This is a genomic window from Kitasatospora sp. NPDC101155 (assembly GCF_044768305.1).
Classification (GTDB): Bacteria; Actinomycetota; Actinomycetes; order Streptomycetales; family Streptomycetaceae; genus Kitasatospora.
The window spans coordinates 1-12,076 of record NZ_JBIWPN010000101.1; the positions used below are offsets into that span (position 1 = coordinate 1).

Sequence of the window (12,076 nt, forward strand, 5' to 3'; positions counted from 1 at the left end):
CCGCCGCGGGCAGGGCGGCTTCACCGGCATGCGGCTCGGCTCCGTCCCCCACGGCCTGCTGCACCGCGCACAATGCCCGATCGCGATCGTGCCCACCCCCCGACGCTGACCCCGGGGTGCCGGCGCAGATCAGGCCCGGCCCGTGAGGGTACGGTCCGGCCCGCGCGCGGTCCGGCATGGGCGGATCTACGATGGTTGGGCCTGGCGGGCATCGTCGAGGCCGCCGACCAAGAGGCCGCAGTGGCCGCGCCCCTGGCCAGTGGTGCCGCAGGCGATGCCCGTAGCACAAGACTGCGGGCCTTCAACAAGGACGGGCTGGGTCATCGCCAGGGCAGCGGGCTGAGACAGCCTGTCCACGGCTGCGGCGCCGCCTCCTCGCCTCCTGCTGCCGAACCCCCGGTTTGTGCTGCTGTCTCCTGGTCGATCCGGAGCCTGCGATGTCCCCTGTAGCGCGACCTGATGCCGAGCCCGGCGGCTCGGCGGCGAAGCAGAACACGCCCGAGTTCGATGTGGTGATCGTCGGCTACGGTCCGGTGGGGCAGCTGACGGCACGGTTGCTCGGAGGCCGGGGCTGGCGGGTGGGTGTTGTCGAGCGCTGGCCGGAAGCGTACAAGCGGCCCCGGGCCGTGGGCTTCGACGACGAGATCGCCCGAATCCTCGCCGCCGCCGGACTCGCCCGGCAGTTCCCGTACTTCAGCGAACCCGCACCCGACTACGAGTGGCGCAACGCCGCAGGCCAGACCCTGCTGTACTACAACCGGCGGCGGATCGGGGCCTCGGGCTGGCCCCAGGTGAACAGGTTCCACCAGCCCCACCTGGAGCAGGCTCTCGATGCCCGGGTCCGCGAGTTGCCCTCGGTACAGGTCCGCCGTGGCCACGAGGCGACCGAACTGGCCGATCTCGGCGACCTGGTCGAGGTGACCGTTCGCGGTCCAGATCAGCAGCACTACACACTGCGCGCGGCGTATGTCATCGGCTGCGACGGCGCCAACAGCTTCGTCCGCGAGCGCATGCGGACCTCCGTGACCGATCTGGGGTTCTTCTTCGACTGGCTGATCGTGGACGTCATCCCGCACGACCCCTGGCCCCAGATCAACCTTCAGATCTGCGATCCGGCCCGGCCCACCACGCTCGTCTCCGGCGGACCCGGCCGGCGCCGCTGGGAGTTCATGCGCCTGTCCGGCGAAAGCGTCGAGGACCTCAACCGGCCCGAGACGGCCTGGCAACTGCTGAAGCCGTGGAACCTGACCCCCGACAACGCCACCCTGGAGCGCCACACCGTCTACACCTTCCAAGCCCGTTGGGCCGACAACTGGCGCGACGGCCGACTGCTGCTGGCCGGGGACGCTGCCCACCAGATGCCCCCGTTCGCCGGACAGGGCATGTGCTCCGGCATGCGGGACGCCGTGAATCTCGCCTGGAAACTCGACCTCGTCCTGCGCAGGACCGCACCCCTCACCCTGCTGGACACCTACACCAGCGAGCGCCGCGCGCACGTCCAACATGCCATCGGCGACTCCATCGAGCTCGGCAAGGTCTGCTGCGTCACCGATCCCGGGGCGGCCGACGCCCGCGACGAGGCCATGCTCAAGGCCGACACCCGCCCCGAGCTCGCACTGCCGCCGATCCCCCCGGCGGTCCTCGGCCCCGGCCTGCTGCACAGCTCCCCCGACGGACAGCCCGTCCCGCCCGCCGGGCAGCTCGCCAGGCAGGGGTGGGTGCGCGCACCCGACGGCCGTACCGGGCTGCTGGACGAGATCGTCGGAACCGGCTTCCACGTCATGGCCATGGCCGACCCCTGCCCCCACCTGTCCACCGGCCAGCGCGATTTCCTGGCCTCCATCGGCGCTCGACTGATCCACATGGCCCCACCCGACCAGCAGTTCACGCCCGAGGATGCACAGCGGGCGGGGCTCGACATGGTCGGCGACCTCGACAACGTCCTGCGGGACGCCGGTCACGCCGCGGCCATCGTCCGCCCCGACTTCTACCTGTACGGCACCGCAGCCAGCCTCACCGACCTGCCTGAGCTCGTCGACGAGCTGCGTGCCGGTCTCGCCCGGACCACGCCATGACTGCGGCGGCGGTCCTGCTCTCCGCCGCCGTCGGCGCCGGGGCGAAGACGGCCTCGCCCGCGGACGTTCCGCAGCCGCCCTCGACGGCCGACCAGGAGAAGGGCATGCCGCTGGCTGGAGTCCGGAGAGACGGCCGGCCGCACATTCCAGTACGTCCGCACGTACTCGCCGATCGGGAGCCACTCCGGATCGGGTGACCTCCCGGGGCTCGGGCGGGGCGGCCGTGAGTGTCGCCGAGGAGGGCGGGCCGGCCGCTCGCTGGGTTGACGGTCCCGGGTCCTTTGGGCCGCGTTCCTGACGGGCCCGGGTTCGGTTGGCCTGGTTCGTCGCGTACCTGCCTGGGCGCCCGGTCAGGTGCGTGGGGTGCGGAGGGCGAGGACGGCCATGTCGTCGTGGCCGTCGCTGGGGTGGTGGTCGGCCAGGGTTTGGACGAAGTCCCGCAGGGGCAGCGTGGCGTGTTCGGTGGCGAGGGCGGCCAAGCGCTCCAGCCCTGCTTCGATCGGGTGTTTCGGGTGTTCGAAGAGCCCGTCGGTGAAGAAGATCACTGTGGAGCCCGCCGACATGGGGTGGGTGTGGTCTGCGCGCGGCTGGGTGGTGTCGACGCCGAGCGGCAGGTCGGGGTCGGCGTGCAGGTAGCGGGCTCGGTGGTCGGGGGTGATCAGGAGTGGTGGGGGGTGTCCTGCGGTGCTCCAGCGCAGTGTCCAGGTGCCCGGCTGGGCGGGTTCGATGCGGGCGAGGCATGCGGTGGTGACGGGCTGGTCGGTGATCGCTTCGAGGGCCCGGTCGAGGTGGGCGAGGACGACGCTGGGTGGGGTGCGCTGGTCGTAGAGCAGCGCGCGCAGCATGTTGCGGATCTGGGCCATGGCGGCGGCGGCCTCCAGGTCGTGGCCGACGACGTCGCCGATGACGGCTGCGCAGGCGTGGTCGGGGACCAGGAGTGCGTCGTACCAGTCTCCGCCGATGCGGCCGGGTGTACTGGCGGGACGGTAGGCCGCGGCGGCGTCGAAGGGGCGCAGGTCGGGCAGGCGGGGCAGCAGTATGCGTTGGAACTGTTCGGCGTCGAGGCGGGTCTGCTCATACAGGCGGGCGTCGTCGATGGCCAGGCCCGCGGCGCTGGCGAGTGCGACGATGAGTGCTTCGTCGTGGGCGTCGAAGGGCCGGCCGTCGCGCCGTTCGGCGACGTAGAGGTCGCCGTAGATCTTGCCGCGGGTGCTGATCGCGGCCCCGAGCAGGGTACGCATCGGGGGGTGACCGGGCGGGAAGCCGGCCGAGTCGGGGTGGGCGGCGATATCGTCGACGCGCAGCGATTCGGGGTGGGTGATCAGGTGCCGTAGCAGGCCGCGGCCGCGTGGGAGGTTCACCTCGCCCAGGTCGGCGCGCTCCTGCTCCGACAGGCCGACCGGGATGAACCGGTGGAGGTGCCCACCGCTCTCATCGAGCACGCCGAGCGCGCCGTAGCGGGCGCCGACCAGTTCCATCGCGGTATCGACGATCAGCTGCAGCACCACGGGCAGGTCCACGTCCCGGCCGAGGACCGCCTCGTACAGGTCGTGCAGCCGGTCCTGGGCCCGGGCCAGCGACCTGAGCTGCTCGGCGATCTGTTCGAGCTCGACGCCCAGACGCAGACGCCGGGACTCGTCCGACGGCTGGGAGTCGTTCTGGTTCCTTGCCATCACCGGCGCCTGTTCGTCTGCTGTTGGATCTCGGTGGCCTTGAGCCGGTCTGAGTCGACGCCGGACTGGATCAGGGGGACCGCTTTCCGGCGGCGGACCTCGACCTCCTGGGCCGACGCCTGCGCCAACAGCGTGGGGTCCAGCAGACGATCCCGGCGAATCGGCCCATAAAGCCGCTCATGCGATCTGTACACCCGCGGACTCCTGAACGACCGTGATCAACGACGCACAAGCGTGACCCGCCGAACGGCCAACACCAGGCATTACGCCGGAAGCGGCATGTCACACATGATCAGAGCACGTGGCGCCTGATCAACGGGATCGCGTCAATGGCGCAGCGGGCGGCGGGCCGGAGGCCCTCCCCCGCCCAACTGCTCACCGTGGCGCCGTTCCCGTTCCTGGCCCGGGGCGCGGACGAACTGCGGCGGGCAATCGTCCGCCACCGCAGCTCGGCGAACCTGACGTCGACGACATCCGTCGCATCTGAAGTCTTGCCGGGGCCGTCGACGGGGTGGGCAGTTTCGCGCGTTCCGCGAGCTCACCCCCGACCAGCGTGCCGTCATCACCGAGCTCACCCGCCGACTCAGCGAGCTGGTCGACGAGATGTGACCTCGGAGCCGGTGTGGCTGGCGAGGAGGATCTCGCCGCCCCACAGGGTGCCGTCGTCGCGGCGGTCACCACCGCGAGCGCGGACGCGTCCCGGTCGAGCCGGACGGCGTACGCGCTCGGCAGCGACGGCGGGCCGGCGACCAGGGACACCAGGTGGCCGTCCTCTGTTGCGCACCCAGCCGGTGCACGAACGGGTGGAAGCCGACGCCCTGGACGGTGCCGTAGACCTCGATCAGCCGCAGATCGGCGGTCAGGGCCCCGGCGCCTCCGCCCGGTGTTCCTCCACCGCCCGCCGGACCTCGGCGACGGCACGCGGCACCGCGTCGGCGACTGCCGGGCTCAGGCCCTCGCCGATCGAGAAGTCCGCGCCCTCCACCGCGACGATCAGCAGTTCACGCGGCAGCTTGGCGAGCGCGGCGGCCAGGGCGACGGCGTGGCCGAGGCCCAGGCCGTGGGTGCCTGCCGCCGCCTCCTCGTCCGCCAGCGGATCGGCGAGCAGGTGGTCGGCGTCGACGGTGACCCGGTGGATCCGCCCCGGCTCGCCCGGGTGGCTGTGCACCGCGTCGACCACGACGGCGAGATCGGCGCCCTCCCACAGCTCCATCAGCCGGGTGGGCTCGCCGTCGCACAGGGTGATCCGGTCGACGGGGAGGTCATCGGCCGCGAGCTGCGCCAGGACGGAAACGGCGGCGCCGTCGTCGTGGCGGTACTCGTTGCCGACGCCGATGACGACGACTCGCTGGTCCGCCATGTTCGTCAACTCCGGTTCACGGTCAGGGTGAGGAAGTGCGCCGCGCAGGAGATGCACGGGTCGTAGTTGCGGATGGCCTGCTCGCACTGGCGGGTGAGCTCGGCGTCGTCCAGGTGCAACCGGGGCTGGATGAAGGCCCGCAGGTCGGCCTCGATCGCGGTCTGGTTCTGCGCGGTCGGCGGGATGATGACGGCCTTCCGGACGATCCCCGCCTCGTCCAGGTCGTACCGGTGGTAGAGCAGCCCGCGCGGGGCCTCGGTGGCGCCGTACCCGGTGCCCGCCCGGGGCGGGACGGGGACGGCCGGGGCGGGTGGCGGCTCGTACCGCTCGATGATCCGCTGCGCCTCGGTAACGGCCCACAGCACCTCGGCCGCCCGGACGACGATGCTGCGGAAGGGGTTGTCGCAGCGCGGGCCGAGCCCGGCCTGGGCGGCCAGGCCACGGATCTCGGCGGGCAGGCGTTCGCCGCCGAGGTTCCAGCGGGCGAGCGGCCCGGCGAGAAGGGGCCGGCCGTCGAGCGTGGCGTGCAGGGCGGTGGAGTGCGACACCTGGTGCTCCCGGACGCGGTGCTCGAAGTCCCGCAGCGGGAAGGGGCCGGAGCGGGCGCCGGTCGGGGTGCCGGAGTCGATGGCGTAGCCGTCGGGTTCGGTGAGGGCGAGCAGTTCGTGACTGACCGTCAGATCGGGGAACTCGAACCCGGCGACCCAGCCGAGCGTGTCCTCGGCGTCCGTCCGCGCCTGGCGCAACACCTGGGCCAGGTGGTCGAGTTCGGCTCGTGTCGGGAGTCGGTGGAAGCCGCCGAGCCGGACGTTGACCGGGTGGATCGCCCGCCCTCCGAGGACCTCGACGATCTCGTTGCCGGACTTCTTCAGCCGCAGGCCGCGCTGGAGGATGGCGGCGTCGGCGCGGGCGAGTGTCAGCGCGTCGGGCAGGCGCAGGAAGTCGGGGGCGTGCAGCAGGTAGACGTGCAGGGTGTGGCTCTCGATCCACTCACCGCAGTACAACAGCCGCCGCAGCTGGGAAAGTTGGCCGTCCACCACGACCCCGCAGGCGTTCTCGACCGCGTGGCAGGCGCTCATCTGGTACGCGACCGGGCAGATCCCGCAGATACGGGAGGTGAGGTCGGGCGGCTCGGTGTACCGGCGGCCGCGCAGCAGCGCCTCGAAGTAGCGCGGGGGCTCGTAGATCCGCAACCTGACGTCCTCGACCTCGTCGCCGCGGACGGAGACGTACAGTGCGCCCTCGCCTTCGACGCGGGCCAACGCGCCGACAGTGAGCAGCCGTTGAGTGCGATGGGTCATCCGTCGTCCTCCGCGGCTTGTCGGGCCGCGTCCGCAAAGGCGGGGGCCTCGGCGTTGAAGGTGCGGTAGAGGCGGGCGGCGTCCGCGTCCGCCACCCCGTCGCGGTGCAGCAACGGCAACAGGGCACGGGTGTTGGGCGTCTCCATCGGGCCGAAGCAGCCGTAGCAGCCACGCCCGTACGCCGGGCAGATGGCGCCGCAGCCGGCCTGGGTGACCGGGCCCAGGCACGGGGTGCCGTGGGCGACGGTGACGCAGGTGGTACCGCGCAGCTTGCACTCGAAGCAGACGCTGTGGGTGGGGATGTCGGGTTTGCGGTCGGCGAGGTAGGCGGTGACGACCTCCAGCAGCTGCCGCTTGTCGATCGGGCAGCCGCGCAGTTCGAGGTCGACCGGCACGTGGGCGGAGATCGGGGTGGAGTGGTCGAGGCTGTCGATGTACTCGGGGCGGGCGTAGACCACGGCCTGGTACTCGGGCAGGCTCACCAGGTTGCGCAGCGCCTGGACGCCACCGGCGGTGGCGCAGGCGCCGATGGTCACCAGGTGGCGGGACTGCTCGCGGACCCGCCGGATGCGCTCCAGGTCGGCGGCGGTGGCGATGGAGCCCTCGACGAGGGAGAGGTCGTAGGGCGGCGGCAGTTCGCGGCTGGATGCCTCCAGGAAGTAGCCGATCTCGATCTTCCCGGCGAGCGCGAGGAGTTCGTCCTCGCAGTCGAGGAGGGTGAGCTGGCAGCCGTCGCAGGAGGAGAACTTCCAGACGGCCAGGCGGGGGACGTTTCCCATGGCGCTCACCGCTCGGGGGTGGAGAGCAGGTCTTCGGCGTGGTCCCAGCCGAAGACCGGGCCGTCCCGGCAGACGAGGACGGGGCCGAGCTGGCAGTGGCCGCACCAGGCGGTGGCGCAGCGCATGTTGCGTTCCAGGGATACGCGGATCCGGTCGGCGGGAACGCCCCGGCGCAGCAGGTCCCGCGCGGTGGCGCGCATCATCACCTCCGGGCCGCACAGGTAGGCGGCGCAGTGCTCGGGCCGGTAGTCGGTGCCGTCCAGCAAGCCGGTGACCAGCCCGACGGCGCCGTGCCAGCCGGGTTCGGGGCGGTCCACCGTGCTCCGGACATCCGCCCTGGAGCGCCAGCGCGGCAGGTCGTCGAGGAACAGCTGCTCGCCCGGGTTGCGGTACCCGGTGAGCACCGATACCGTCCCGTACGCCTCGGCCCGGGCGAGGACCTCCTCGATCAGCGGGCGCAGCGGGGCGAGCCCGATGCCGCCGGCGACGATCAGCACGTCACTGCCGGCGGACGGCGTCTGCCAGGCCGTGCCGTACGGGCCTCTGGTGCCGATCCAGTCGCCGCGCTCGGCGCGGCACAGCGCCTCGCTGACCTTTCCGACCGCGCGGACGGTGTGGGAGAGCGTGTCGCCCGTGATGCCGCTGGTGGAGAGCGGGATCTCGCCGGTGCCGAAGGCGTACACCATGGCGTACTGGCCGGGCCGGAACGGGCGCAGCGGGCCCGCGGCCGGGACGAGGTCGAGGGTGACGGTGTCGACGGTCTCCCGGTGGCGGGCCAGCACCCGGTACGGGACGGGGGTCGTCGCGTGCATCACGGTGCTCCCTCGGGCGTGCCGGCTTCGGCGCGCAGGGCGGCGACCTCCTCGGTGATGTCGATGCCGACCGGGCACCAGGCGATGCAACGGCCGCACCCGACGCATCCCGAGGAGCCGAACTGGTCGTACCAGGTGCCGAGTTTGTGGGTGAGCCACTGGCGGTAACGGCTGCGGGCGGAGGACCGGACCGGGCCGGTGCCGTGCAGATAGGAGAAGTCGAGATCGAAGCAGGAGTCCCAGCGGCGCCAGCGCTCCGCGTGGTCGCCGGTGAGGTCCGTGATCTCCTCCGTGGTGGTGCAGAAGCAGGTGGGGCAGACCATGGTGCAGTTGCCGCAGGTCAGGCAGCGGTCCGCGACCTGGTCCCAGCGCTCGGCGGTCATCGTGCCCGCCATCAGCGCGCGCAGGTCGGTGGGGTCCATGCTGCGGCCCATCCGCCCGGCCGCGTCGGCGACGGCCGTACGGGCGTGCTCACCGTCGGTGGGGTGGGTGGGGAGTTCAGCGAGGACGTCCTCGCCGTCGGGGCTGCCGGCGCGAACGAGGTAGTGGAGGCCATCCGACTCCACGGTCTCGGTGAGCGCCAGGTCGTAGGCGGAGCCGTCCGGCAGGCCCGGGCCCGTGCCCATGGAGGCGCAGAAGCAGACACCGCCGGGCTCGGTGCACTCGACCACGACGAGGAACGCGCCGGCACGCCGCGACCCGTACACGGGATCGGCGTACGCGCCGCCGGTCAGCACCCGGTCCTGAACGGCGATCGCGCCCAGATCGCAGGGACGCACCCCGAGGAAGGCGTGGCGGGGCGGCGGGTCGTCGTCCTCACGGACGGTGACCGTGCCGTCCTCGGCCCGGTCGGCCTGCCAGAGCCGGGCCCGGGGCGGGTGCAGGAAGGTCTTCCAGGACTGCGGCCCGGCGGAGTGCGCGAAGGCCGCCCGGTCCTCGCGCCGGCGCAGCCGGTAGGTGCCGGCCTCGGTCCCGACGCCCCAGCCGTGCGGAAGTTCGTCCGCCGAGGCCAGCTCGGCGAGAACGATCACACCCTCCCGGACGGTGGGACCGATCACGGTGAACCCGCGCTGCCGCAAGGCTTCGACGAGCGCGGCGAGGCCTTCCTCATCCAGTTCCGCGAGCGCTTCGGTCGTGTCCATCGATCCGTCCTCGGTCTCCGCGCCGGTGCCGCCCCGGGTGACTCTCCCCTCCGCAGGCGGTTCCGTACTCCCACTGTCCGCCGGTCCCGGCGATCTCGCATGGGCCGGACGGCCCGAAGCAGTGGCCGCTCAGCCCTGTGCCGACCCGCGTCGGGAGAGCACAGTGGATGTGCGAAGGGCTGTCGGCAGCCCCTGGGAGAGGTCAGGATGCACGGGTCCGCTCCGCTGGGCAGGATCTTCGGCATACCGCTGCGGGTCCACTGGAGCGCGCCCGTCCTGGTCCTGTTCCTCGGCGTCGGCCTGGCCGGTCAGACGCTTCCGGCCTGGGTCCCCGGCCGCTCCGCCGCCGTCTACGGCCTCGCCGGCCTGGTCGGGGCGCTGCTGCTCACCCTGAGCCTGCTCCTGCACGAGACCGCCCATGCCGTCACCGCGCGACGGGCCGGGATCCGGGTGGACGACATGACCGTCTTCGCGCTCGGTGGCGTCACCCGGATGGGACGTGCGCCGAGTCCCGGACTCCAGTTCACCGTCGCCGGGATCGGACCGCTCACCAGCCTGGTGCTGGGCGGCCTGTCCCTGGCCGCCGGGCTCGGCGCCCAGCACGCGCTCCGCTGGACGGTGCCCGCGGCGGTTCTGCTGTGGACCGGCTGGACCAACCTGCTGCTCGGCGTGTTCAACCTGCTGCCCGCCGCACCCTTGGACGGCGGACGGATCCTCCAGGCGGCGGTGTGGCGGCGCGGACGCGACCGCGAACGCGCCGAGCGCGTCGCCGGCCGGGTCGGCCAGGTCGGCGGCCTCCTGCTCTCCATCGCTGGCTGGTTCGAGTTCCTCCGTGGCGTCGGTGCCGGGATCTGGCTCGTCGTCGTCGGCCTGTTCATGTGGTCCTCCGCCCTGGCCGAGGTCCGCCGCGCCGCCCTGGTGGCAGCCCTGCGCGGCACTCGGATCGGACAGGTCATGACCTCTCCGGTGGCCACCGGGCCCGACTGGCTCGACCTCGACCGCTTCCTCGCCGAACCCGTCGCACGCACCCACCACCCGCTCGTCCCGGTCGTCGACTTCGCCGGCCGCCCGAGCGGCCTGGTCGACCTGCGCCGCCTCGCGACGGTCCCGCCCGGCCGCCGATCCGGGACACGCGTCCGCGATCTGGCCACCCCGCTCTCCGAGTGCGTGGTCGCCGCACCCGAGGACGACCTCGTCGAAGTCCTGGACCACGCGACCGCCCGACCGCCGATCCTCGTCCTGGACGACGGCCGGCTGGTCGGCATCGTCACCCTTGAGGACCTCGGCAGGATCGCCCGCATGCGACCTCCGACGACCACGCGCGGAGCGTGAGCCTCCTGCCGCTCGTCGGACGCCTCCAGATCGGGACTTCTACGGTCGGCGCCGCTGAGCCGCGCGGGGAAGGCTGGTTCGTCTTTCGCTCATGCCCGGGCGCGCAGTCGGCGGAGCATACGGGCGTCCTGACATCGATGACGAGGAGTGCTCCGTTCATGCCTCGATCCTGGCGGGCGCCGGGCCCTCCGGCTGAAGACACCATCGAGACCGGGAGCGGAACGATCCGGTCAGCGACATCATGGCCCTCAGACGGTAGCCCGCCAGGGCGGCGCGGGGACGGCCGTTCTGCGGTCTCCGTGAGCGCGGACCGGACGGTCCGGGTGCGGGATCTCGGGCAGTGGACGACGTCTCCGAGCGATACCTTTCATGCGCCGTTCCATGCGCCACATGGAGAAAAACCGCCACTTGCCGCACTCGTTCGCCCGTGAAATGGTGACAAAGGGGCACGTTAGAGCGGGTCTCGAATGGCCGAGCGGGCACCAGGAGAAACTCGCACCTCACAGCTCGTGAGCTCAGTGGTCCGCGCCTCCACGTCAGGGCTCCGCGTGCGAGGTGTGCGGGTTCTCTGTGCGTTCCTCGGCCTGCTGCCGGTCGCACCCCTGCTGATCTGGGCGTACGGCCTGGGGCCGTTCCGCCTCTGGTTCTGGTCGGTCACCGTCCCCAGCCTGGCGCTGCTCACCGTCATCACCGTGGCAACGGCCCGTAGCCCCCGTTACCGGCGGCTGCACGACTCGCTGGTGGTGGGAACGTTCGGCGGGCTGGTGGGGACCTTCGGTTACGACCTGTTCCGGGTGCCGTTCATGCTGGCGGGCGTCCGCCTGTTCGCTCCGATCGACAGCTACGGCCTGCTCATCCTCGGCGCCGACTCGTCCAGCCCGCGCACCGGCCTGCTCGGCTGGGCCTTCCACTACTCCAACGGCATCGGCTTCGGCATCACCTACGCGGTGATCGCCGGCGGCAGGCGCTGGCAGGGGGGCCTGGCCTGGGGCATGGTGATCGAGACCATCTCGGTGGCCTCGCCCGTCGCGGGCGTCTACGCCCTGCGCGGCGCGGCGCTCCTGGCCATCGCCTACGGCGGGCACCTGGCCTACGGCGCGCTGCTGGGCATGCTGGCGGCCGACCCCGACCGTACGGTCCGTCAGCTGCGGGAGGTCAGCCCCCACACCACGGCCTACGCGCTGCTGGCGGTCCTGATCGCGCTGGTGGTCTGGCAGCATCCGTTCCTCACCTCCGCCCCGGTACGGGCGGGCGAGCAGGTGGCGAAGGGCCCCAGCGCGGTCGTGCTGGACGGACGCTTCTCCCCGCAGTGGCTCCGTGTGCCGCCGCACGGATGCGCGACGCTGCGCGACGACGACCCGGTGGGGTACACGCTGCCCGCCGCGGTCGGAGCGCCCCGGCTGGAGCCCGGGCACACCGCCCGAGTGTGCTTCGCTTCGCCGGGCAACGCCGTGCTGCGGGTGCGCACCTCCGCCCAGCCGTACGCCGGCGGGTTCGTCATCGTGGACCGGACGGAGGGCTGAGATGACCACCGCCACCGCCCGGCAGACCGTCCCCACCATCGGCGACGTCGTCCGGCGGCTGCCCGGGTGGCTGCGCGAG

At 72.3% G+C, this 12,076-nt stretch carries 11 protein-coding genes; 4 read left to right on the plus strand and 7 right to left on the minus strand.

Going from position 1 to position 12,076, the window contains the following annotated elements:
• Nucleotides 1-109, plus strand: a 109-nt coding sequence (locus ACIRYZ_RS45460; RefSeq protein ID WP_402955325.1) for a universal stress protein, incomplete at its 5' end; no start/stop codon positions are given.
• Between the two features lie 328 nt (nucleotides 110-437).
• Entirely contained in the window at nucleotides 438-2,075 is a 1,638-nt protein-coding gene (locus ACIRYZ_RS45465) for a bifunctional 3-(3-hydroxy-phenyl)propionate/3-hydroxycinnamic acid hydroxylase (protein ID WP_402955299.1), read from the plus strand.
• Nucleotides 2,076-2,425: 350 nt separating this feature from the next.
• On the opposite strand, the gene ACIRYZ_RS45470 is transcribed toward ACIRYZ_RS45465, so the two are convergent.
• The 7 genes from ACIRYZ_RS45470 to ACIRYZ_RS45500 all read right to left on the minus strand — a co-directional run bounded on the left by ACIRYZ_RS45470 (nucleotide 2,426) and on the right by ACIRYZ_RS45500 (nucleotide 9,142).
• Nucleotides 2,426-3,748, minus strand: a complete 1,323-nt coding sequence (locus ACIRYZ_RS45470) for a PP2C family protein-serine/threonine phosphatase (RefSeq protein WP_402955302.1) — start codon at nucleotides 3,746-3,748, stop codon at nucleotides 2,426-2,428.
• On the minus strand, nucleotides 3,748-3,942 hold the full coding sequence (locus tag ACIRYZ_RS45475; protein WP_402955305.1) for a hypothetical protein: 195 nt from the start codon (nucleotides 3,940-3,942) through the stop codon (nucleotides 3,748-3,750). The genes ACIRYZ_RS45470 and ACIRYZ_RS45475 overlap by 1 nt, the downstream gene beginning before the upstream one ends.
• A gap of 665 nt (nucleotides 3,943-4,607) precedes the next feature.
• Nucleotides 4,608-5,108: a hydrogenase maturation protease gene (locus ACIRYZ_RS45480; protein WP_402955307.1), complete on the minus strand. Its 501-nt coding sequence runs from the start codon at nucleotides 5,106-5,108 to the stop codon at nucleotides 4,608-4,610.
• Nucleotides 5,109-5,113: 5 nt separating this feature from the next.
• Entirely contained in the window at nucleotides 5,114-6,409 is a 1,296-nt protein-coding gene (locus tag ACIRYZ_RS45485; RefSeq protein ID WP_402955310.1) for a Ni/Fe hydrogenase subunit alpha, read from the minus strand.
• A complete protein-coding gene (locus tag ACIRYZ_RS45490; protein ID WP_402955312.1) occupies nucleotides 6,406-7,188 on the minus strand; it encodes an oxidoreductase in 783 nt (260 codons plus the stop codon). Before ACIRYZ_RS45490 ends, ACIRYZ_RS45485 begins: the two co-directional genes overlap by 4 nt.
• Nucleotides 7,189-7,193: 5 nt before the next feature.
• Nucleotides 7,194-8,000: an FAD/NAD(P)-binding protein gene (locus ACIRYZ_RS45495; RefSeq protein ID WP_402955315.1), complete on the minus strand. Its 807-nt coding sequence runs from the start codon at nucleotides 7,998-8,000 to the stop codon at nucleotides 7,194-7,196.
• Nucleotides 8,000-9,142, minus strand: a complete 1,143-nt coding sequence (locus tag ACIRYZ_RS45500; RefSeq protein ID WP_402955317.1) for a 4Fe-4S dicluster domain-containing protein — start codon at nucleotides 9,140-9,142, stop codon at nucleotides 8,000-8,002. The genes ACIRYZ_RS45495 and ACIRYZ_RS45500 overlap by 1 nt, the downstream gene beginning before the upstream one ends.
• Before the next feature lie 207 nt (nucleotides 9,143-9,349).
• On the opposite strand from ACIRYZ_RS45500, the gene ACIRYZ_RS45505 reads away from it, so the two are divergent.
• Nucleotides 9,350-10,474, plus strand: a complete 1,125-nt coding sequence (locus tag ACIRYZ_RS45505; RefSeq protein ID WP_402955320.1) for a site-2 protease family protein — start codon at nucleotides 9,350-9,352, stop codon at nucleotides 10,472-10,474.
• A 557-nt stretch (nucleotides 10,475-11,031) separates the two neighbouring features.
• The gene (locus ACIRYZ_RS45510; protein WP_402955323.1) at nucleotides 11,032-11,997 is read left to right on the plus strand and encodes a hypothetical protein; all 966 of its coding nucleotides are present in this window, start codon (nucleotides 11,032-11,034) and stop codon (nucleotides 11,995-11,997) included.
• The last annotated feature ends 79 nt before the right edge of the window (nucleotides 11,998-12,076 follow it).

Bases quoted from the DNA above. Each gene is read 5' to 3' on its own strand.
- ACIRYZ_RS45485 (WP_402955310.1), bottom strand. From the start codon at position 6,409: ATGACCCATCGCACTCAACGGCTGCTCACTGTCGGCGCGTTGGCCCGC.
- ACIRYZ_RS45480 (WP_402955307.1), bottom strand. From the start codon at position 5,108: ATGGCGGACCAGCGAGTCGTCGTCATCGGCGTCGGCAACGAGTACCGC.
- ACIRYZ_RS45465 (WP_402955299.1), top strand. From the start codon at position 438: ATGTCCCCTGTAGCGCGACCTGATGCCGAGCCCGGCGGCTCGGCGGCG.
- ACIRYZ_RS45505 (WP_402955320.1), top strand. From the start codon at position 9,350: ATGCACGGGTCCGCTCCGCTGGGCAGGATCTTCGGCATACCGCTGCGG.
- ACIRYZ_RS45470 (WP_402955302.1), bottom strand. From the start codon at position 3,748: ATGGCAAGGAACCAGAACGACTCCCAGCCGTCGGACGAGTCCCGGCGT.
- ACIRYZ_RS45490 (WP_402955312.1), bottom strand. From the start codon at position 7,188: ATGGGAAACGTCCCCCGCCTGGCCGTCTGGAAGTTCTCCTCCTGCGAC.
- ACIRYZ_RS45495 (WP_402955315.1), bottom strand. From the start codon at position 8,000: ATGCACGCGACGACCCCCGTCCCGTACCGGGTGCTGGCCCGCCACCGG.
- ACIRYZ_RS45500 (WP_402955317.1), bottom strand. From the start codon at position 9,142: ATGGACACGACCGAAGCGCTCGCGGAACTGGATGAGGAAGGCCTCGCC.